Raw genomic sequence first — 21,432 nt, 5'->3', positions numbered from 1 at the left:
TTTTTTAATGGGTTTAGTGTAGGATGAGGTAAAAAATTAAAAAGCGTTAAAACATGCCCCAATTATCCGCAGCTAAGTCTTCCGCTGTTATCGCCTTGGAACAATCTCTGCGCGTCGATCCTAACCAGTGCCGTGTTATTTTAAGCGATAATCAAATTGCCCAATGGCGTCAGGCAGCACCAGCAAATAGCAATGAAGTTCGTGTGTTTATTGGTCAAGAAAGAGCCAAACACGCGTTAGAGTTTGGTTTAGGCATGCCGGTTAAAGGTTATAACTTGTATGTTATGGGAGAACAAGCCACAGGACGGGCTACCTTGGTCAAAGATTATGTCGCAAAACACGCTGTCAAAGCAGAACTTTTTGATTGGGTCTATGTCAACAATGTCAAAGCTGAACGCAGTCCCAAAGCGATCAAAATGCCAGCAGCGCAAAGCGAAAGGTTTTCTAAAGATATGCAAAGTCTGGTTAATCAACTGCTGGATATGTTCCCGGCAGCGTTTGATAACCCTGGCTATCAGCGCAAAAAAAGCGCTACACAAAAACACCATCAAAGCCAGTATGAAGACGCATTAGAATCGGTCGAAAATCAAGCGCAAGAGCATAATATTGCGATGTTTGAAGAAGATGGCTTGGTTAGCTTTATGCCCATAGTTGAAGGCAAGGCAATTAATGAAGAGACTTTCGCAACGTTAGATGAGCCGCAACAGGCTTATTTTTTGGAGCATATTGCAATACTTGAAGATGCGCTTGAAGAAGCTTTAATTGAGCTACCTGTCTGGAAACGAGAGTTAGCAAAAGCGTTGCGTAAGCTAAAACAAGAAACTTCACAACAAGCCGTCAAACCTTTGCTTGCTGAACTGGCTGAACGTTACACGCATTTACCAGAGGTCTCCAATTACATTTTATCTCTGGAATCTCATATCATTGATTCGGTATTGTGGTTGGATGAATTAGAAGAAAAGGAGGATAAGTTCGATATCACCCAAGCTAGAGATGTGCTTGAAAGCCAATACTTGCCGAATATCATTGTGCAACATACTGAGGATGCATCGCCTCCGTTGGTGTATGAATCCAACCCAACCTATCAAAACCTATTCGGTCGTATTGAATATTCGACTGCCAGCGGCAGTGTAATCAGTGATTATCGTATGATCAGCTCCGGAGCGTTACATCGAGCGAACGGAGGATACTTGTTACTGGACGCGGATAAAATGATTGAACAACCCCATGTGTGGGAGTCTCTCAAACGCGCATTAAAGCAAAATGTGTTGCGCATCGATTTACCCCAGAAAGATGCGGGTATGGTCAGTTCTGTTTCACTTACGCCGGAGCCGATTCCATTGCAGATTAAGTTGATTCTGATTGGCTCTCGCGATTTGTTTTATGCCTTACAAGATATTGATGAGGAGTTTTCACACTTGTTTCGAGTCTTGGTCGATTTTGAATACGACATGCCGGCTGAAGACAGCAACATGGTGGATTTTGTGCAGCAAGTTATTGCTCACGCTAAGAAATACAATTTTACAGATGTCGATACGGATGCGTTGCGAGGCTTAATTTTGCAAAGCATGCGCGATGCGGAACACCAAAATAAGATCAGTGCGCAGTTTGCGGATATATTAGAACTGATCAATGAAGCCAGTTTTTATGCGCGTTCTGAGCTACCTTGTGTGCTTGATAGAGAATGTCTAAATCAAGTGCAAGCCGCTAGGCGTTATCGTACTGGACGAGTTCCTCAATCATTACTTGATGATATAAAAGAAGGGCAAATAATCATTCAAACCAATGGTGAAACAGTTGGGACAGTGAATGGTTTAACGGTCTTAGATATCGGCACCACCACCTTCGGTACGCCGGCTCGCATTACGGCAACCGTATATGCTGGCGCAAATGGGGTGACAGATATTGAACGCGAAGTTGAATTAGGTCAGTCGATTCACTCTAAAGGGGTCATGTTACTCACCGGATATCTAGGTCATAAATACGCACAACACTTTCCATTGACATTATCAGCTAACATCGCGCTAGAGCAATCTTATGGTTATATCGATGGCGACAGCGCCTCGCTGGGCGAATTGGTTGCATTGATTTCTGCTCTCACTAACTTGCCATGTAGACAATCATTAGCTATCACTGGTTCGATCAATCAATACGGTCAAGTGCAATCTGTCGGTGGGATTAATGAAAAAATCGAGGGATTTTTTGCTTTGTGTCAGCATCGAGGTTTGAATGGCTCTCATGGCGTTATTATACCGTACGCTAATCAGCGTCATTTGATCTTGAGTGATGAAGTTTGTCAAGCGATTGAAGCGGGTGATTTTCATGTGTATGCGGTGCAAACTGTGGACCAGGCATTGAGTTTATTAATGGGCAAAGAAGCTGGTGAACAAAATAGTAAAGGACGTTATCCCAAAGGCAGCATCAATAGCCTTGCGTTAAGCCAACTGTATAGTATTGCCAATATTGTTAATGGTGGAGATGACGAATAGTGGGGAAACGTTCTCGCCAAAAACCGGAAAAACATTGTATAGGTTGTCAGGCCATCGTTGCAGAGATGTTTCGGGTCAAATACCAAGAACAATCTGATTGGATATTGGTATGCAAAGCTTGTCAATTAACTATCAAAGAGCAAGACGGATATCAATACGGTGGGACGTGGAAGCAAGCGAAGCGCAATTAATACGGTTAGTTCACTTCGGCCCCATACGCAACGCACCATCTAAGCGAATAGTTTCGCCATTGAGATAGGCGTTATCAATAATGTGTGCAACTAACTTGGCAAACTCTTCAGGTGCTCCCAGCCGTTTGGGATTCACTACTGTTTCCGATAAGGCATCTTGCACATTTTGTGGCATACCCAATAACATTGGAGTCGCCATAATTCCTGGAGCGATGGTGTTAACTCTTATTTTGGATGACGCCAAGTCTCGAGCTAAAGCGATACATAATCCTATTATTCCAGCTTTAGATGCCGCATAAGCGGTCTGACCAATTTGCCCTTCATAGCCGGCCACGGAAGCCGTGTTTATAATGACGCCATTTTCTTCGGATGCATTGGATGCCATGTGTTGAGCCGCGACTCGGGCACAGTTATAGGAACCTATCAGGTTTATGTTGACGACGGAAGCAAATCCGGAAAGAGGGTTCGCTTGCCCAGATTTGTTCAGAACTCTTTGCGCTGGAGCAATGCCTGCACAATTAACTAAACCATGTACAGTACCAAAGCTTTGTTTAATCTGTGCAAAGGTATCTTCGACTTGTACCTCATTTGTCACATCTACTACATAAGAAATAGCCGAGTCCGATTCTAGTTCGGTTTCAGCGCACCGGCATTGTTCAGCATTGATATCGAGTAAGGCTAAGTGTGCACCTTGTGCAGATAGATATTTTGCGGTGGCTAAGCCTAAGCCAGAACCAGCGCCAGTAATAACAAACGTTTGCTTACTTATCTGCATAGTGCTTCCTGTACAGTTTATTTACGTGGAAGTTCTATCTTATTGTCTTCACTAGCTTTGTACATGATAAGGGTATGGCCGATGACTTGCAGTTTTTCAGCTCCAGTTTCACGGATAATGGCGTCCATAATGAGTTTTTTTTCATCACGATCCTCGGATGGCACTTTGACCTTGATTAATTCGTGATGCGCCAAGGCATTTTCGATTTCTGCCAACACTCCTTCTGTAAAACCATTGCCACCAAGCTGAACGACGGGTTTAAGGGGGTGGGCGAGCCCTTTAAGATACTGCTTTTGTTTGTTAGATAATGCCATATTAATACGAGTTATTTTGCACAATGCACTTGAAAACGTGTATTCTACCTCTATCTATTATGATGTACCAATATTTTACGCAATGACTAAAAAAAAGCATTCTGCGAGTTCTAAACGCTGGCTTACCGAACATTTTAATGACCACTATGTGCAAAAAGCGCAAAAACAAGGTCTGCGTTCTCGTGCAGTATTTAAGCTCGAAGAAATCCAAGCGAAAGACAAATTAATCAAACCAGGAATGACGGTGGTTGATTTGGGGGCGGCACCAGGCGGTTGGTCACAACTGGCAACAGAGTTAGTTGGTACTCAAGGTCAAGTCATTGCATGCGATATATTACCAATGGATCCGATTGCTGGGGTGGATTTTTTACAAGGTGATTTTCGTGAAGAAAAAGTTTTGGAAGCTTTATTGAACAGAATTGGTGATACCAGCGTAGATATTATATTGTCAGATATGGCGCCAAATATGAGCGGAAACGCGAGTGTTGACCAAGCTCGATCAATGTATTTATGCGAGTTAGCATTGGATATGTGCCGTCAGGTGTTGGGCAAAAATGGTGCGTTTGCAATTAAAGTATTCCAAGGTGAAGGCTTTGATGAATATTTTAAAGAACTAAAACAAACATTTACCACTATAAAAACACGAAAGCCAGATTCATCAAGAGCACGCTCTCGGGAGGTTTACTTAGTGGCAACAGGCTATAAAGTATAGTAGTCTTATACTGTGGCTGAATTTTCAATCGGCTAGTTTTGACAAGAGGTTAAACACGTTGAGTGACATGGCGAAAAATCTAATTTTATGGTTGGTCATAGCAGTAGTGCTGATGGCTGTTTTTGACAACTTTTCTCCGGGCGAGAACGCACGCCCACAAACCGACTACACGACGTTTTTGAAAGAAGCCAATCAAGGGATGATCCGAGAGGTCAGAATTGATTCTTCCAAGAACGAAATCCGTGGCACCAAACGCACAGGTGAGACATTTGTCACCTATATTCCGTATTTTGATGACCAACTTGTTTCTGACTTAGTGAAACAAGACGTGAGAATATTAGGTGAACCTCCTCAAGAACAATCGTTATTGACTTCTATTTTTATTTCATGGTTCCCAATGTTGTTGCTGATTGGTGTGTGGATTTTCTTCATGCGCCAAATGCAAGGCGGTGGTGGCCGTGGGGCAATGTCTTTTGGTAAGTCCAAAGCTCGCTTACTTTCAGAAGATCAAATTAAAACGACCTTTGCTGACGTAGCTGGGTGTGATGAAGCCAAAGAAGAAGTTTCAGAACTAGTGGATTTTTTAAGAGATCCTTCAAAGTTTCAGAAGTTAGGTGGCAAAATCCCTAAAGGCGTGTTGATGGTTGGTCCTCCTGGTACAGGTAAAACACTGCTTGCTAAAGCGATTGCCGGTGAGGCAAAAGTTCCGTTTTTTACCATTTCCGGTTCTGATTTTGTCGAGATGTTTGTCGGTGTCGGTGCATCGCGTGTTCGTGACATGTTTGAACAGGCTAAAAAGTCTGCACCATGCATCATCTTTATCGACGAGATCGACGCAGTGGGACGCCAGCGTGGCGCTGGTCTTGGCGGTGGTCACGATGAACGTGAACAAACTCTTAACCAAATGCTTGTCGAAATGGATGGTTTCGAAGGGCACGAAGGCATTATTGTGATTGCAGCGACGAACCGTCCGGATGTCCTAGATCCTGCGTTATTGCGTCCTGGTCGTTTTGACCGTCAAGTCGTTGTGGGCTTACCTGATATCCGCGGTCGTGAGCACATTCTTAAGGTGCATATGCGCAAAGTCCCAATTGGGGATGATGTGGAACCCGCAGTGATTGCTCGCGGTACGCCAGGTTTTTCTGGTGCGGATTTAGCAAACCTAGTGAACGAAGCCGCATTATTTGCAGCTCGTTCAAACAGTCGCCTAGTGCATATGGAGCAGTTTGAGAAGGCTAAAGACAAAATTATGATGGGCGCTGAGCGCAAGACGATGGTGATGTCTGAATCAGAAAAAGAAATGACTGCTTATCACGAAGCAGGTCACGCCATCGTTGGTCGCATCGTGCCTGAACATGATCCAGTTTATAAAGTATCTATTATTCCTCGTGGGCGTGCGCTAGGTGTGACGATGTACTTACCTGAAAAAGATCGTGTATCACACTCAAAGCAACACTTAGAAAGCATGATTTCGTCTTTGTATGGTGGTCGTCTTGCAGAAGCTATTATTTATGGTGACGAAAAAGTCACAACTGGTGCGTCTAATGATATTGAGCGTGCCACCGACATTGCTCGCAAGATGGTGACGCAATGGGGACTTTCCGAAGTAATGGGTCCGCAGTTGTTCGCAGAAGAAGAAGGTGAAGTATTCCTTGGCCGTTCTGCATCGAAATCCTCTTCCATGTCAGATGATACCGCCAAAGCAATTGATGCTGAAATCAAAAAGATTTTGGATCGGAACTACGCACGCGCGGAACAAATTCTTAAAGATAATGAGGATATTTTGCATACGATGAAAGATGCGTTAATGAAGTATGAAACCATTGATGCATTGCAAATTGATGATTTGATGGCACGTGTTGAGGTGCGTCCACCAGCGGATTGGGAACGTCGTGACAACAAACCTGATAACAATGATAGTGGCACGACCACTCTGAATGACAAAGGTGATGACGAGCCAGTAGGTAAACCAGGTGACTTACCTCACTAACGTGTAATACTGTATTAAAACGCCGGCTAAGCCGGCGTTTTGTGCTTAATAGGGATATCGCAATGAACTTTTCTCAAGTTTCTCACAATTTTCATACTCCATTAGTAATGGGTATCTTAAACATCACTCCTGACTCATTCTCTGACGGAGGGCAGTTTGATTCAGTAGAAACTGCACTAAAACAAGCTCGTCAAATGATTGCTGATGGCGCAAAAATGATCGATGTTGGCGGTGAATCGACTCGTCCTGGAGCAAAGCCTGTTACAGCAGAAGATGAGATAAACAGAGTCGTACCCGTTATCCAAGAATTACGTAAAGAGTTTGATGGCGTTATTTCGATTGATACAAATAAGGCTGAAGTCATGTATGCTGCAGTAAATGCTGGTGCAGATATGATTAACGATGTGTGTGCGCTACAACAACCCGATGCTCTTGTAACGGCTGCCTCACTTCAGGTTCCAGTATGTTTAATGCACATGCAAGGCGAGCCCAGAACGATGCAAGATAACCCAACGTATACCTCAGTAGTTGGTGACGTATATGACTTTTTATTACAGCGTATTAATGCATGTGTGGCAGCGGGCATTGCAACAGATAGGATTATAGTCGATCCTGGATTTGGTTTTGGTAAGACTCTTGAACACAATTATCAATTACTGAAACATCTCAATAAGTTCCAATATCTCAATGTGCCTGTTCTAGCCGGCATGTCACGCAAATCTATGATTGGTAAATTATTGGACCGTGACACGCCTGAGCGTTTGGCAGGAAGCTTGGCATGTGCTATGTTAGCGTGCGTTAAAGGAGCTAGCATTCTTCGTGTGCATGATGTGGCCGAGACAGTCGATTTGGTCACTATTTTCAATCAGACTAATTCAGTCGAATAATTATTCTCAAAGGGAAGTAAACGTTAATGAGTCAACGCAAATATTTTGGCACGGACGGCATTCGAGGTCGTGTCGGTGAGTCAGCCATCAACCCAGAGTTCATTACAAAATTAGGCTGGGCAGCCGGAAAGGTACTTGCCGGCAAGGGTACTAACAAGGTGTTAATTGGCAAAGACACACGCCTTTCTGGATATATGCTGGAATCCGCACTAGAAGCGGGTTTGTCTGCAGCAGGGTTAAATGTAGGTTTATTAGGACCGATGCCCACGCCAGCGATTGCCTATTTGACCAAGACATTTCGTTCTGAAGCAGGCATAGTTATCAGTGCATCCCATAACCCATATTATGACAATGGGATCAAGTTTTTCTCGGCCAATGGTTTTAAACTAGATGATGATGTTGAGTTAGCAATTGAAGCAATGCTCGATCAACCAATGGAATGTGTGGCTGCTGATAAGTTTGGTAAAGCGGTTCGGATTGACGATGCCGCGGGTCGTTATATTGAGTTTTGTAAAGGGACATTCCCTTCTGAATTATCGCTCACAGGGATGAAGATCGTTGTGGATTGTGCACATGGTGCAACGTACCACATCGCTCCTAACGTACTGAGTGAATTAGGCGCTGAGGTCATCACTATAGGCACATCACCAAACGGAACCAATATAAACCACAAGGTGGGTGCTACCTCTATGAAAGCGTGTGCTGAGGCGGTTGTTGAACACGGAGCTGATTTGGGCTTTGCTTTGGATGGTGACGGCGACCGTATTATGCTTGTTGATCACAAGGGCAATGTTATTGATGGTGACCAAATATTATTCATTATCGCTCGAGATGCATTAAAGTCTGGTCGCCTAAGTGGTGGGGTTGTCGGTACACAAATGTCCAATTTAGGTTTAGAGCTTGCACTTGAGCAATTAGGTATCCCATTTAAACGCAGTAAAGTGGGCGATCGTTATGTCATGGAATTATTGCAAGAAAATGGCTGGCTAATTGGTGGTGAAGGTTCAGGTCATATCCTCAATTTAGCAGCTACGTCAACCGGTGATGGCATTGTGGCAGGATTACAAGTTATCACTGCGATGCTGCGTAATGATATGAGCTTACATGCTTTGGCCAGTGGTATGAAAAAGTTCCCACAAACACTCATAAATGTTCGCTACAGCGATGATTCGCAAGACTTTATCTCTAACTCAACTGTTCAAGATGCTGTTGCTACGGCGGAACAGGCGATGGGCGACACAGGGCGGGTATTATTGCGCAAGAGCGGTACAGAACCACTTATTCGAGTGATGGTTGAAGCTGAAGATGATAATGTTGCGCAACAAAATGCTCAGCAAATCGCCGCAGTAGTTGAAGAAGTGAGCAAAGCATAGGCATTTCTGTATTTTGTTCTTGTATAAATCAGTAGGCTTGGGTATCATCTCGCGCCTAAGTACACTTGCATGGAAGACAAACGATGATTCAACGACGCAAGTTAGTTGCTGGGAATTGGAAACTCAATGGTAATCCTAGCCTGGTAACAACTTTTGACCAAGGTTTAGGTAATGTGAATCTATCTGAAGTTGATATCGTGATCTGTCCTCCAGCTGTATTTTTACCCTTGTTCCGATCTGACCTCGGATTAGGTGGTCAGAATCTGGCATCTAGTGCGTCTGGAGCTTTTACGGGTGAAATATCTAGTGAGCAGCTTGCAAGTGTTGGTGCGCAGTATGTGATTGTCGGTCATTCTGAACGCAGAGAGATGTTTGCTGAAGACAATAACCTTGTTGCAGCAAAATTTGTCAGAGCTCAAGAGGCTGGTTTAACTCCGATATTATGTGTTGGAGAATCGTTAGAAACCCGACAAGCCGGTAATCTATTTGCCTTTTTAGAAGCGCAGTTGCAAGCGGTACTTGATACAGTTGGTATTGCAGGATTTGGTAACGCAATTATTGCATACGAGCCAATATGGGCAATCGGTACTGGTGAAACTGCAACGCCCGCTCAAGCGCAAGAGGTACACGCGTTTATTCGAGCTTGGTTTGCAAAACATGATGAGGCAGTTGCCGAGTCATTAAAAATTTTATACGGGGGCAGTGTGAATGCATCAACTGCGCCAGAGTTGTTTGCTCAACCGGATATAGACGGTGGTCTTGTCGGTGGAGCAAGCCTTCAATTAGAAGAATTTATAAACATTTGCAAAGCTGCAAATAAATAGAGGTTTACATGTTACAAGAAGTATTGATTGTTGCTTACTTGATTGTCGCACTGGGCTTAATCGGTTTAGTCCTTATCCAACAAGGCAAGGGTGCTGATATGGGGGCATCTTTCGGTGGTGGCGGTTCTAACACCGTATTTGGTTCGTCAGGTTCAGGTAATTTTTTAACTAGAACAACAGCCATCTTAGCAACATTTTTCTTTGTGATTTGCTTGTTACTTGGTAATCTAACAGCAGGCTCAGAAAAAGCAGTTGATGAATTTGAAAATATCGAAGTTCCCGTTTCTACTGCACCAGTAATGCCGGCTAATTCTGATGTGCCTGTTTCTGATTTACCTGTGCAACAGTCTGTTCCTGCGTCTGATGTACCTGCATCATCTACCCAGGATGATATAAAAGATTCGGGTGATAAGCCTGGTAATTAATTAAATATCAATTTTTGCGGAAGTGGTGGAATTGGTAGACACGCCATCTTGAGGGGGTGGTGAGCTATGCTCGTGCGGGTTCAAGTCCCGCTTTCCGCACCAATTCAAAAAACGAGCGATTGCTCGTTTTTTTGTTTTTAGTAATTTGATAATGTTTTTGCCAATGCCTGCATAACATCATCTTGCTCGCCAATCTTTACCCACATTACGGCTCCAAGCTTGTGTTCATAAGGGATGGGTCGCTCAAATCGGATAATTTCAGCTAACTCAATTGCAATATTGTGTTTGCAGTCAGATTGGTTGATCTGTTCAAGCAAAACGCCATGCTTGTCTTTGTTATCTATTAGTTCTTCTTTGCTAAGGGGACCATGGTATGCAGCGATTTTGGCTACTCCAGCAATCTCTTTTGACCCTTTTATGATCAGTCCAATGTACCCCTTTTTTTGGTATTTATTGGTACTTAGTTCCCAGTAATATTTCCCATCCAAAATGCCTCTCAATTTGTGCTCTTCAAAAATTAAAGCGCCATTTTCTTTGATCTCTTTAAGCATGGGTTCTTTATCAAAAAATGATTGGAATGTTTCATTAGTACCATTATTGGCACTATCTTGCTTTAAATATTGTTTTAATCTGAGATGTTTTTTACTGTTGTTACACCGTTTGTCATAAAAATAAATGGCATACAATGTGAGTAAAACTAGCAAGGTAATAATTGCAAGTGACATGTTTAATCCGGTTTAATTCGATAGTACTGCAGAATTTGCAAAAGCAGTGCCAGAGGTATATGTTATTGAAATTACAATGATATATATATGGATGTTTAAGAGTTTGTAAAAAATGTCGACACCAAAGGTGTTGCCGTTAAGCAACACTATCAATTTCCTTGTGTTGGTCCTCATTATCGCGATTTGCTATCGCTTGTTGTAAGTCAAAATCATCGAGTAACAACATCAAGTCAGCAATTGCACCACGAAATTTTATACAGACTGGCTCTGAATATTTAATTTTTTTCATCGTACAGCGATGCTCAAAACGATATATTTTATCGAGTAGAGCGTTAAGTTTACTGCTTGAAGTTGTATCGAGCTGTGGCAGATGCATTTCTTCTTGATACGTTTGATGGTATAGCTTGACACGTTTGGTAGCGTCTTTAATTCGGTTCATAATTGCCTCGTTACATCTATAGACAAAATGATGAAGCAATTTTTAAACCACTTGTTAAATTATTGAATTGTAGGCTTATTTTTGTTTCTTGTGCGTGGTAGTGTAAAAAAATTAGACATTGACAATGGGCATCACAGGTGGCTCTGACGGAGTAGGGTGGGTATGCAGGACATGTAATCGTTGCTTAATTATCGTGAGTTCTAGATCGGTGCTCCGGTAGCGTTGCGCCAGGTTTTTCAACTCATTGACATCGAGTTCTTTCAAACATGCACAGTAAAACTGAATAGCTCGCTCTTGACGAACGCGTTTTATGGTTGCAAATGTGTATGAGGCTATGAGAAACAGTAAAAAAGCAATAAACCCTAATATCGCCGAGATCTTATCCATAATTGCATAAGTTGCAATGATAATGAATGTACTACTGATCGCATATAAACTGATATATTCAATCCAGGACGGGGCACTTTTAAAGTCTTCTATACGATATAAAATCATGTTAGGTCTTACTTGCATTAGGGGGAATACTTTAATGCTGATGTTAAATATAGGTTAATAATTGTGATTCCGAAATAACACTTTGGGATTAATTCTTAAGTGTTATGTATTAGATATTCTACCTAATCGAGTAATTTTCGTATTTTATATGCCTAAACATGGCTTATTGTCAGAATGTTTCATATAATACGCGCGCGTTAAAAAGCAAAAAAATCAAATTTAGATAGACATTTAGATATATAAAAGGATACATAGTGACTCCTATTACTACCTCTTTCCAGTATGGACAGCATACTGTGACATTAGAAACTGGCGTGATTGCACGTCAAGCAACTGCCGCGGTCATGGCAAGCATGGATGATACCTCTGTTTTAGTTACCGTTGTTGGCAAAAAAGAAGCTAAAGCGGACCAAGATTTCTTCCCATTAACGGTGAATTATCAGGAAAAAGCGTACGCAGCAGGTAAGATCCCTGGTGGTTTTTTCAAACGCGAAGGCCGCCCTTCAGAAGGTGAAACGTTGATTGCGCGTTTAATTGACCGCCCAATTCGTCCACTTTTTCCGGAAGGTTTTAAAAATGAAGTTCAAGTCGTTATTACCGTTGTTTCTGCTAACCCAGAAATTCCAACTGACATAGTTTCAATGATTGGTACCTCTGCGGCGTTAGCTATTTCAGGTATTCCATTTAACGGCCCAATTGGTGCCGCACGTGTTGGTTATCAAAACGGTGAATACATTTTAAATACTCGCACTTCAGAAATGGAAGCTAGCCAACTTGATTTAGTTGTTGCTGGTACGCAATCTGCAGTATTAATGGTTGAATCAGAAGCGGATGTATTGTCTGAAGAAACAATGCTTGGTGCGGTTGTATTTGGCCATGAACAATCTCAAACGGTCATTAATGCCGTTAATGAATTCGCAGCCAAAGTAAATACGCCGAAGTGGGATTGGCAGCCAGAAGCCGAGAACACAGAACTTAAAAATAAAGTTGCAGAGCTTGCTAAAGAAGGTATGACAGCAGCATATCAAATCTCAGATAAGCTAGAACGCAAAGCTGCAGTTGAAGCAGTAACGGCAAAAGCCCTAGAAGCAATTCTTGCCGAAGATGAGTCACAGGACGCAAAAGAAGTTTCTAATCTTTTACATGACCTAGAATCTGATGTGGTACGTTCACGCATCCTTGCTGGTGAGCCGCGTATTGATGGTCGTGACCCGGCTATGATCCGTGCACTTGATGTAGCAACAGGTTTGTTACCACGTACGCATGGTTCTGCATTGTTTACTCGTGGTGAAACGCAAGCTATTGTCGCTGCGACGCTTGGTACTGAGCGTGACGCCCAGATGATTGATGAGCTAGGTGGAGTCACCAACTCGCGCTTTATGCTGCATTACAATTTCCCTCCTTACTGCGTTGGTGAGACGGGTATGATTGGTTCTCCTAAGCGTCGTGAAATTGGCCATGGTCGTTTGGCAAAACGCGGTATTCAAGCAGTGATGCCTTCAATGGAAGAATTCCCTTACGTGGTTCGAGTTGTATCGGAAATCACTGAGTCAAACGGTTCATCTTCGATGGCATCTGTTTGTGGTACTTCTCTAGCGTTAATGGACGCGGGTGTACCAATTAAAGCATCTGTTGCGGGTATTGCAATGGGCTTGGTCAAATCAGATGATAACTTCGTCGTATTGTCGGATATCTTAGGTGATGAAGATCACCTTGGTGATATGGACTTTAAGGTAGCCGGTACTGCAGAAGGTGTTACCGCGCTACAGATGGACATTAAGATCGAAGGCATTACTCAAGAGATCATGCAGATCGCATTAAAACAAGCAAAAGAAGCTCGTTTACATATTCTTGGTGTAATGGACCAAGCAATCCAGGGGCATCGTGAAGAGTTATCAGAATTTGCGCCTCGTATTTACACGATGAAAGTGGAATCTGATAAAATTCGCGATGTCATCGGTAAAGGCGGTGCAACGATTCGTTCGATTACGGAAGAGTCTGATACTAATATCGAAATCGAAGATGACGGTACCATTAAGATTTTTGCCACTGAAAAAGCCAAAGCAGATATTGCCATTGCACGTATCGAGGCAGTAACTGCAGAAATCGAAGTCGGCAAGGTCTACACCGGTAAAGTTGCTCGCATCGCAGATTTTGGAGCGTTTGTTGAAGTATTACCTGGTAAAGATGGCTTGGTTCACATTTCACAAATTGCACACGAGCGTGTTGCTAAGGTCACTGATTATTTGAGTGAAGGTCAAGAAGTTCAAGTTAAGGTAATGGAAATTGACCGTCAGAACCGCGTGCGTTTGAGCATGAAGGAACTCATTGAGAAGCCAGTTCAAGAAGCGCCACAGGATGATGCACCTGACGCTGAATAAGCTCTAGCAAAATATTTAAAGAACCATTGCAGGGAACTATCTCTGTGATGGTTTTTTTTTGTTAGGTTTTTTTGCTAATCATCGCTGATTTTGCGATGATTCTCATATTGTTAATGACAAAGGATAACTGTGCTCAAATTCACTATTTTGTTAGTTGTGGCTTCTTCGTTGGTACTTAGTGGCTGTCAAAATGTTGCGCCTAAAGCAATTGAATCGCCTCAGACAACTTTGGGCAACCTTGTCTTAGCAGAACCCGCTGCTGCCAGTTATCGCGCGCAACGCGCATTAGCACAATTCAATCAAATCGTATTAAATAGCGAACTTAGTGACGACGAGCGCGCACAACTTTTATTTCAAAGAGGGTTAGTGCATGACAGTTTGGGCCTAGAGGTTCTAGCGCATAATGATTATCTTCAAGCGCTCCGCTTACAACCTAGAATGCCTGATGTGTATAACTCTTTGGGTATACATTATACCATTTTAGGTAATTACGCAGAGGCTTACGATGCTCTGGATGCGACATTAGAAATGGATCCAGATTATGCATTTGCTTATTTTAATCGTGGCTTGACCTCGTATTATCATCAGCGCTATGAACTGAGTTACCAAGATTTTGACACCTATCTTCAGCTGGATAATAACGACCCATTACGATTGTTATGGCGATATTTTACAACGCTTAAGATGGATTCAAAGCGAGCAAATGTCGAATTGGCTTCGGCTTATGAACGGTTAACTACAGACAATTGGTCACGTCGGATCGTTGGTTTTTTTCTGGAGGAACTGTCGCAAAAAGAGTTACTTGATTCCGTCATAGCTGGGATTGAAAATCAGCAACAATTGAATGAGCGTTTGTGTGAATTGTATTTTTATCTTGGTAAATATCACGTGTATCAAGGCAATTTATCCATAGCAAATAACTTTTTTAAACTCTCGTTAAGTACCAATATCTATGAATTTGTGGAATATCGCTTTGCCCGGGTCGAGTTGAACAAGTTACGTGAACAAGCGTCATTATAAATTTCTTTTTCTACTTATTGTCTTGTATTCGGCATCCTTTTCAATACGTGCTACAGGCCATTCTGTCCTGCCATTACACGTCAATCCGTACATTCAAGATTGCCATCAACGCATAAGCTTTAGAGTGGAATATGCGGAACAGTTTTTAACTGCATTACGCTGGTATGAGCAATATGTATTTGACAAAAACTTGGGGTTTTTACCAATATGTTTTGAGTTGCCTACGGGCATAAGCCATGTTGTAGATGAGCGCAGTGATCCATTTCAATCTGATGCTCAGGTCATATTTATTAACAAAGCGAAGGCGTTTGTTCGCGGAGATAAACTACATATCAGCACGTCTCATCCTTACCATGTGTTGATCCACGAATTAGCACATTTGGTATATTTTGCCGATGAATACGCACTTTCTGATAGGTTGTTGGCTCAGCAATGTCATTGGCAGGGCTATGCCAATAAAAGACCATCGTCCTTAATGAGCAGTGAAGACTATTTATGGGAATTACTTGAGCAAATTAATGCAAAAATAATCGATGAGCAATGTACAGAGCATACAGGAAAGCGCTGGTACAAAATAAAACACGCTAAATGGCATTTTTTACAGTATTCTGACCTGAGTTATATCCCGCGAATTTATCAACACCTTTGGCAATACCGCTTGCAAGAGTTTGCCAGAGCAGCTCAAAAATAGATCAAGAGGCGTACTTTGCCTTGTATTCATTGACCCATAATGCCGTTGCGCCACATACTGCTATTGGCATGACAATAAAGTTTACAATAGGGATGAGAGAAAAAACACTCACCATGATACCAAACTGAAACGTCAGCGTTTTGTTGGTACGCAAAGCTTTTTTCATTGGGGTAAAACCGATTTTGTGATTATCAAAGGGGTAATCAATGTACTGCAAAGCCATCATCCAAGCATTAAATAAAAACCATAAAACTTGGCCAATAACTGGCACAAAAAACAGCACCAGGAAAATCACAGCACGAGGTATATAGTAAATGAGTTTCCTTGCTTCACGTGCTAGGGTGCGAGGAATGTCTTTAAACGCATCAATCAAGCCAGCATCACCCATAGGCTGTCCTGTGAGATGAGCTTCGACTTTTTCCGACAATAAGCCATTAAAGGGGGCTGCAATCCAATTGGCAAGTGTTCCAAAAATGAGTGCAAATACCAAAAGAACGGTGATCACAGCCAAAGGCCATAATACATATACAAGACTTTCTTTGATAAATCCAAACCAATCGGGGATGAGATCAATAACCGCTTGAATGGCGCTTCCCATTTCGCCAAATAGATAGATAAAAGCAGAAATAAACAACACAAGATTAATCGCAAGAGGGATGAAAACGAAGCGTTTAAGCCCTTTGGTTTTAATTAGTTGAGCGCCTAATAAAAAATAATCAAACCCAGATTGCGAATGTTGATAAGACATATTGATAAAACTTTATTTAGTGTGAACACTATTATACTCAGGTTTTATCTCAGATGTATGGCGAATTGTAACATTGTATAAATGCCAAGTTCTTGATAAATTATGAGCATTATAAGAATGATAAATCCACAATCTCAACTATGCGGTTAAAACGAATCAAACTCGCTGGTTTCAAATCTTTTGTAGATCCTACAAATATTCCTTTTCCTGGGGAGATGACAGCGATCGTTGGTCCTAATGGTTGTGGCAAGTCGAATGTAATTGATGCTGTGCGTTGGGTTTTGGGTGAAAGCTCAGCCAAGAACTTGCGCGGTGATGCCATGACCGACGTTATTTTCAATGGCTCATCTGCACGAAAACCTGTCGGTCAATGCTCCGTTGAGTTAGTGTTCGATAATACTTCTAATCGAATTGGCGGTGAATACGCCAAATACAACGAATTGTCCGTAAAACGGGTGGTGACTCGAGACGCGCAATCTTTTTATTACCTAAACAACACCAAATGTCGCCGTCGCGATGTTACCGACATCTTCTTAGGTACCGGTTTGGGACCTCGAAGTTATGCCATCATCGAACAAGGTATGATTTCTCGTTTAATTGAATCTAAGCCACAAGAACTCAGAGTATTTATTGAAGAAGCAGCAGGGGTATCCAAATATAAAGAACGCCGCAAAGAAACGCTCAACCGTATTAAGCACACTCAAGAAAACCTGGAGCGACTGAGCGATGTGCGAACTGAACTAGGCGCTCAAATTGACAAGTTACAACGACAAGCCGCGGCGGCTAGACGCTATACCGATTTAAAACAACAACAAAGAACGTTGCAACACGATTTGCTCGCACTTAAATGGGTACAACAAGCAGATAAAATCGAACATACTCAACAGCAGATAAATGCCTTAACCAATGAGCTTGAAGCCTATAAGTCAAAAGAGCAGGGTGACCATACTCAACTTGTGCAAAAACAAGTGCAACAACAGGAAGCACAAGCGCAGTTGTCGGAACTGCAAGAACAAAAGTTCAAGCTTGTTACTCAGATAACGCGTCTTGAGCAAGACAAAAAATATCAAAGTGAGCGAATTCGTCAAACAGAGCAAAATATTCAACAAGTACAATATCAATTGGATGCTCAGCAACAAGGCTTTTCTGGATTAACGGCACAAGCGCAAGAAGCACAAGCTGTGTTGGATGAGCTTCTACCTGAGTCATTGATCCTCAAAGAGCAGTTACACGAATATCAGCGTGCGTTGTATGAAGCAAAATCAGAGCTATCTGAATTTTTGCGCAGTAGCCAAAACACCGCCAATCAGTATCAAGATTGCAAAAATCAAGTCGCTGCCAAACATAGCCAAATTCAAGCCTTGCTATCGGTTCAGCTCAAGAACCAAGCACGACAGGCTGAATTGGAACAACACACTCAAGCTTTATTACTGCAAATGGATACCTTGACAGCTCAGCTTGCTGAGCAGGAACAGTTGTGTGAAGAGGCTTTACTCGAGCACGCTGAAGCGCAACAAAAACAGCAATCCTCTCTACAACATCTCAATACATCCCAACAACAATTAAAACACTCCCAAGAACAGTTTAATATCATTGAGCGGGAGTTACGCTCCGCACAAGTCGAACACGACACCTTGTGCGAGTTTCGCACGCAACAAACTGCAGCTTTACCAGATGCGATTTTGAATCACTGTCAGTTGTTTAGTGAGTATTTTAAGGTTGCATCAAATGCAATTGCCATGATTGATGGTTGGCTCAGCACCTTACCTGCGCTAATGGTCGTGACTATCCCAAGAGCAGAGTTTATTGAGCTGTTGCAGGCTCATGATGTTCTCCCGCTAGGGTATGCATTTTGTTTTGTTGAAGAGTTTGTCTCTAACAAACTACTTGGTTTAGCTCAATTCGTGCAAGCTGATAAGGTGCCAGACATTCTATTTTATACCGAAGCGCAAGAGGCTGTTAGTGGATTTGGTATTAACAATTTACTGATGTTCTCTGCCGATAATAGCGAAGCCGGTGCGCTTGCTAGGGAGCAGAAAATCCAGTATTTGGCACAACAAATTCAGTCCTTAGCTGCGCAAAAAGAAGCGTTAGAGACTCAAATCAGTGTTGAATTAGAGCGCGAAAAATCGTTAAAACTTGAGTTTGATAGCGCACAAAACTTTGAGCGCATTGCGCAACAACAGGCTCAGCAAACAGCCCAAACATTGCAACAGTTACAACTCAAAACAGAACATGCCAAGCAAACGTATCTTCGTCATCAAGAATCGTTGCAAGAAGTTCAGGAAAGTGTTGAACAAGAACAAATGAGTTTAGCTTTACTCAACGAGGAAATTGCAGAATTGGAGCTACAATTAGAGGACTTTGCTGACGTTCACGAGCGTTTTGGTGAACAACAGTCGCAACTGCAAGAGCATGTCGATGAGTTGCAATCTACAGTAGAACAACAACAGGCTGTGGTCCATCAAGCTGAGCTTAATGTGCAACAAGCTCAATCTAGTGCGCAATATTTACAACAAACACTGGCGAGTCACAAAGAACAGATTTCTGAAAAGCAGCTTCAACTTGAAGAACTCAATGAGTCATTGTTGTTATTAAATGAACCGTCAGAGTATGAATCAGGCGAACTGCAAACCCAATTAGCACAACAAGCTGAGATCGAAGAGCAGATCCTAGTTGTGCAACAGCAGATGGCTATCTTTGATGAAGAGATCAAAGTTCTAGAGCAGGGCGCAACTGGCTATCGTGCTCAACTACAACTTCTCAATGATAAAGTACAATCAGCGAAACTCGAACTGGAAGGACATAATGTGCGTGCGGCTGGTTTTGTCGAACAACTTGCCCAACACAATGCGAATTTGAAAGATCTCATCCCTTCACTCGATCGTGATGCTGATGTGACGGCGATGGAAGATGAACTTGGACAAATAGGTCAAAAAATCCAACGTCTTGGTGCGGTGAATCTAGCTGCCGTCGACGAATATGAAGTTCAAGCCGAGCGCAAAGCACATCTTGATGAACAATTCACCGATTTATCATCTGCATTAGAGACGTTAGAAACCGCGATGCGTAAAATTGATCACGAAACTAAGACCCGTTTCAAAAGTACCTTTGAACAGGTTAATAACGATCTAAAAATGCTCTTCCCTAAGGTATTCGGAGGCGGTGCTGCGTATCTTGAGTTAACTGGAGATGATATGTTGGATACGGGGGTGACGATTATGGCCCGACCTCCAGGCAAGAAAAATAGCACTATTCACCTATTATCTGGTGGAGAAAAAGCCTTAACCGCATTATCATTAGTATTTGCAATTTTTCGTCTCAATCCAGCACCATTTTGTTTGCTCGATGAGGTTGATGCGCCCCTTGATGATGCGAATGTGGGGCGTTTTTGTAAATTAGTCAGTGAAATGTCTAAGACAGTACAGTTTATTTATATTTCGCATAACAAAATTGCAATGGAAATGGCAACGCATTTGACCGGTGTCACAATGGCTGAACCGGGAGTATCTCGGATGGTCTCAGTTGACTTGGCAGAAGCGGTTGCGATTGTTGAAGCATAATAGAGGTTTTAATGGATAACTTACGTTTGGTGTTGATCGTACTTGGTGGGATTGCCATCTTAGGTCTGTTGTTGCATGGGTTATATGTCATGCGCAAAAACAACACACCCAAAGAGCAATGGGGCGACAGCGATGAGGATATGTCACCATCCTCGATGGATTTTTCGAAACCGACCAGGGTAGAACCTCAATTAGATGCTCAAGGGTTTGACGAATTTGGTGTCGGGAAGACTCGTGTCCTCTCCACTTCTGTGGCGGATAAGGAAATTGATTCTGAGTCTCAAAATGAAGTTGATACCCCGACTGGATCTGAGTATTCTGAAGTGAACCAGCTTGAACCAGGGCAAAAAGACAACATTAATTTGGACAATATTCCAGATATTGCAAACCTTGAAGAAGTACCCAAAGCATCACCAGAAACGCCAATTACTGATGAGGGGCCAAAATACGCACCGGCCGTATCTAATCCAAAGCCGGTTGAACACTATCAAAATAAAGCCAAACCCGCTCCCTTACCTGAAGACCCAGAAATATCGGTTACTCCACCACCTGCTGAATTTGTTCAAGTTCAGCCAACAGATAATGCCCAAGCCAGCAAAATTGAGGCGACAAACGTCAGTGAAACTGCAAGTGACCCTATAGTTCAGTCTGATACCGAAGAGCTTATTCCACCACAGAGTCATCAAGACAATACAATTGAAATACCTTCCCAACCACCTTTAGAAAATACACCGATAGCGACTCCTAGCGAGCCTGCAACGCAAACGAAAAAACCGAAATCATCATTGGCTAATATGCTGTTTGGTTCACGTAGTAAAGCAGAGAAAAAACAACGCAAAGTGGATGAGAACCAATTTAGTATTGATTTTGACTCAGTTGATCCGGTACTAAACGAAGCCAAAGAGCAAGCTCGAGCAGAGCAAGGTACGGCCACGCAAGCCCCAAAGTATGACCCCAATATTCCACCAGAAGTACTTTGCATTAGTGTGCGAGCAAAAGACGAAAATAGTATTACCGGAGCAAAATTGTTACCAATGCTGTTGACACTCGGTCTGAAGTTTGGGGACTCGGATATATTTCATAGACATGTTAATAATAACGGCAAAGGCCCGGTGTTGTTCAGTCTCGCGAATATGTTTAAACCTGGCGTTTTTGATATTCATCACATGGAAACATTTGAAACGAAAGGATTAACATTGTTCATGACTTTGCCAACTGAGAGTGATGCTCATCAGGTGTTTAATATGATGCACAATGCGGCGCGCAAAATAGCAGATGAGTTTGGCGCGCAGGTATTGGACGAATCTCGTCAAGAATTAACGGTTTCTGGTTTGCCTCAGTATGTTGAGCGTATTCGTGATTTTGAAAAACGTCGCTTATTAGGATAACA

19 protein-coding genes and 1 tRNA gene are annotated in these 21,432 nt (G+C 42.5%); 14 read left to right on the top strand and 6 right to left on the bottom strand.

Annotated features, from left to right (window positions below):
* The first annotated feature begins 53 nt into the window (after positions 1-53).
* Entirely contained in the window at positions 54-2,489 is a 2,436-nt protein-coding gene (locus tag NLG07_RS10440) for a Lon protease family protein (protein ID WP_254855390.1), read from the top strand.
* The gene (locus tag NLG07_RS10435) at positions 2,489-2,680 is read left to right on the top strand and encodes a hypothetical protein (RefSeq protein WP_254855389.1); all 192 of its coding nucleotides are present in this window, start codon (positions 2,489-2,491) and stop codon (positions 2,678-2,680) included. Before NLG07_RS10440 ends, NLG07_RS10435 begins: the two co-directional genes overlap by 1 nt.
* Before the next feature lie 10 nt (positions 2,681-2,690).
* Here NLG07_RS10435 and NLG07_RS10430 read toward each other — a convergent pair whose 3' ends face one another.
* Complete coding sequence (locus NLG07_RS10430) at positions 2,691-3,455, bottom strand: SDR family NAD(P)-dependent oxidoreductase (RefSeq protein ID WP_254855388.1); 765 nt, start codon at positions 3,453-3,455, stop codon at positions 2,691-2,693.
* A gap of 17 nt (positions 3,456-3,472) precedes the next feature.
* Positions 3,473-3,769 (bottom strand): ribosome assembly RNA-binding protein YhbY, encoded by a 297-nt coding sequence (yhbY, locus tag NLG07_RS10425; protein ID WP_254855387.1) that lies wholly within the window; start codon positions 3,767-3,769, stop codon positions 3,473-3,475.
* A gap of 82 nt (positions 3,770-3,851) precedes the next feature.
* Between yhbY and rlmE the strand changes: the two genes are divergently transcribed.
* From rlmE to NLG07_RS10390, 7 genes are all read left to right on the top strand, one after another.
* Positions 3,852-4,481 (top strand): 23S rRNA (uridine(2552)-2'-O)-methyltransferase RlmE, encoded by a 630-nt coding sequence (gene rlmE / locus NLG07_RS10420; RefSeq protein WP_254855386.1) that lies wholly within the window; start codon positions 3,852-3,854, stop codon positions 4,479-4,481.
* A gap of 58 nt (positions 4,482-4,539) precedes the next feature.
* Complete coding sequence (gene ftsH, locus NLG07_RS10415) at positions 4,540-6,471, top strand: ATP-dependent zinc metalloprotease FtsH (protein ID WP_303049203.1); 1,932 nt, start codon at positions 4,540-4,542, stop codon at positions 6,469-6,471.
* Positions 6,472-6,533: 62 nt separating this feature from the next.
* Entirely contained in the window at positions 6,534-7,358 is an 825-nt protein-coding gene (folP, locus tag NLG07_RS10410; RefSeq protein ID WP_254855385.1) for a dihydropteroate synthase, read from the top strand.
* A gap of 26 nt (positions 7,359-7,384) precedes the next feature.
* Entirely contained in the window at positions 7,385-8,731 is a 1,347-nt protein-coding gene (glmM, locus tag NLG07_RS10405) for a phosphoglucosamine mutase (protein ID WP_254855384.1), read from the top strand.
* Positions 8,732-8,814: 83 nt separating this feature from the next.
* Positions 8,815-9,555 carry a triose-phosphate isomerase gene (tpiA, locus tag NLG07_RS10400; RefSeq protein ID WP_254855383.1) on the top strand — a complete coding sequence of 247 codons (741 nt, stop codon included), beginning with the start codon at positions 8,815-8,817 and terminating at the stop codon, positions 9,553-9,555.
* Between the two features lie 8 nt (positions 9,556-9,563).
* Positions 9,564-9,980, top strand: a complete 417-nt coding sequence (secG, locus tag NLG07_RS10395) for a preprotein translocase subunit SecG (RefSeq protein ID WP_254855382.1) — start codon at positions 9,564-9,566, stop codon at positions 9,978-9,980.
* A 16-nt stretch (positions 9,981-9,996) separates the two neighbouring features.
* Positions 9,997-10,082 (top strand) — tRNA-Leu (locus NLG07_RS10390).
* 35 nt (positions 10,083-10,117) lie between these two features.
* Here NLG07_RS10390 and NLG07_RS10385 read toward each other — a convergent pair.
* The 3 genes from NLG07_RS10385 to NLG07_RS10375 all read right to left on the bottom strand — a co-directional run bounded on the left by NLG07_RS10385 (position 10,118) and on the right by NLG07_RS10375 (position 11,639).
* Entirely contained in the window at positions 10,118-10,705 is a 588-nt protein-coding gene (locus NLG07_RS10385) for a hypothetical protein (protein ID WP_254855381.1), read from the bottom strand.
* Positions 10,706-10,841: 136 nt separating this feature from the next.
* A complete protein-coding gene (locus NLG07_RS10380; protein WP_254855380.1) occupies positions 10,842-11,144 on the bottom strand; it encodes a hypothetical protein in 303 nt (100 codons plus the stop codon).
* Between the two features lie 111 nt (positions 11,145-11,255).
* Complete coding sequence (locus NLG07_RS10375; protein ID WP_254855379.1) at positions 11,256-11,639, bottom strand: hypothetical protein; 384 nt, start codon at positions 11,637-11,639, stop codon at positions 11,256-11,258.
* A 254-nt stretch (positions 11,640-11,893) separates the two neighbouring features.
* Here NLG07_RS10375 and pnp point away from each other — a divergent pair, with 254 nt between their 5' ends.
* The 3 genes from pnp to NLG07_RS10360 all read left to right on the top strand — a co-directional run bounded on the left by pnp (position 11,894) and on the right by NLG07_RS10360 (position 15,731).
* Positions 11,894-14,020 (top strand): polyribonucleotide nucleotidyltransferase, encoded by a 2,127-nt coding sequence (gene pnp / locus NLG07_RS10370; protein ID WP_254855378.1) that lies wholly within the window; start codon positions 11,894-11,896, stop codon positions 14,018-14,020.
* 129 nt (positions 14,021-14,149) lie between these two features.
* A complete protein-coding gene (gene nlpI / locus NLG07_RS10365; RefSeq protein ID WP_254855377.1) occupies positions 14,150-15,040 on the top strand; it encodes a lipoprotein NlpI in 891 nt (296 codons plus the stop codon).
* Positions 15,041-15,164: 124 nt separating this feature from the next.
* The gene (locus NLG07_RS10360) at positions 15,165-15,731 is read left to right on the top strand and encodes a hypothetical protein (RefSeq protein WP_254855376.1); all 567 of its coding nucleotides are present in this window, start codon (positions 15,165-15,167) and stop codon (positions 15,729-15,731) included.
* A 1-nt stretch (position 15,732) separates the two neighbouring features.
* Here NLG07_RS10360 and cysZ read toward each other — a convergent pair whose 3' ends face one another.
* Positions 15,733-16,479 carry a sulfate transporter CysZ gene (cysZ, locus tag NLG07_RS10355; RefSeq protein WP_254855375.1) on the bottom strand — a complete coding sequence of 249 codons (747 nt, stop codon included), beginning with the start codon at positions 16,477-16,479 and terminating at the stop codon, positions 15,733-15,735.
* 140 nt (positions 16,480-16,619) lie between these two features.
* Between cysZ and NLG07_RS10350 the strand changes: the two genes are divergently transcribed.
* Positions 16,620-20,042: a chromosome segregation SMC family protein gene (locus NLG07_RS10350; RefSeq protein WP_254855374.1), complete on the top strand. Its 3,423-nt coding sequence runs from the start codon at positions 16,620-16,622 to the stop codon at positions 20,040-20,042.
* 11 nt (positions 20,043-20,053) lie between these two features.
* Positions 20,054-21,430, top strand: coding sequence for a cell division protein ZipA (gene zipA, locus NLG07_RS10345; protein ID WP_254855373.1), 1,377 nt, complete (start codon positions 20,054-20,056; stop codon positions 21,428-21,430).
* Positions 21,431-21,432 lie beyond the last annotated feature (2 nt).

The sequence above is a fragment of the Alteromonas sp. LMIT006 genome (assembly GCF_024300645.1).
GTDB classification, from domain to species: Bacteria; Pseudomonadota; Gammaproteobacteria; order Enterobacterales; family Alteromonadaceae; genus Opacimonas; species Opacimonas immobilis.
The sequence above is the reverse complement of the archived record's forward strand: the minus strand, read 5'-3'. Positions and strand labels throughout refer to the sequence as shown.

Bases quoted from the DNA above. Each gene is read 5' to 3' on its own strand.
- NLG07_RS10440 (WP_254855390.1), top strand. From the start codon at position 54: ATGCCCCAATTATCCGCAGCTAAGTCTTCCGCTGTTATCGCCTTGGAA.
- NLG07_RS10430 (WP_254855388.1), bottom strand. From the start codon at position 3,455: ATGCAGATAAGTAAGCAAACGTTTGTTATTACTGGCGCTGGTTCTGGC.
- yhbY (WP_254855387.1), bottom strand. From the start codon at position 3,769: ATGGCATTATCTAACAAACAAAAGCAGTATCTTAAAGGGCTCGCCCAC.
- rlmE (WP_254855386.1), top strand. From the start codon at position 3,852: ATGACTAAAAAAAAGCATTCTGCGAGTTCTAAACGCTGGCTTACCGAA.
- folP (WP_254855385.1), top strand. From the start codon at position 6,534: ATGAACTTTTCTCAAGTTTCTCACAATTTTCATACTCCATTAGTAATG.
- glmM (WP_254855384.1), top strand. From the start codon at position 7,385: ATGAGTCAACGCAAATATTTTGGCACGGACGGCATTCGAGGTCGTGTC.
- tpiA (WP_254855383.1), top strand. From the start codon at position 8,815: ATGATTCAACGACGCAAGTTAGTTGCTGGGAATTGGAAACTCAATGGT.
- secG (WP_254855382.1), top strand. From the start codon at position 9,564: ATGTTACAAGAAGTATTGATTGTTGCTTACTTGATTGTCGCACTGGGC.
- NLG07_RS10385 (WP_254855381.1), bottom strand. From the start codon at position 10,705: ATGTCACTTGCAATTATTACCTTGCTAGTTTTACTCACATTGTATGCC.
- NLG07_RS10380 (WP_254855380.1), bottom strand. From the start codon at position 11,144: ATGAACCGAATTAAAGACGCTACCAAACGTGTCAAGCTATACCATCAA.
- NLG07_RS10375 (WP_254855379.1), bottom strand. From the start codon at position 11,639: ATGATTTTATATCGTATAGAAGACTTTAAAAGTGCCCCGTCCTGGATT.
- cysZ (WP_254855375.1), bottom strand. From the start codon at position 16,479: ATGTCTTATCAACATTCGCAATCTGGGTTTGATTATTTTTTATTAGGC.
- NLG07_RS10350 (WP_254855374.1), top strand. From the start codon at position 16,620: ATGCGGTTAAAACGAATCAAACTCGCTGGTTTCAAATCTTTTGTAGAT.
- zipA (WP_254855373.1), top strand. From the start codon at position 20,054: ATGGATAACTTACGTTTGGTGTTGATCGTACTTGGTGGGATTGCCATC.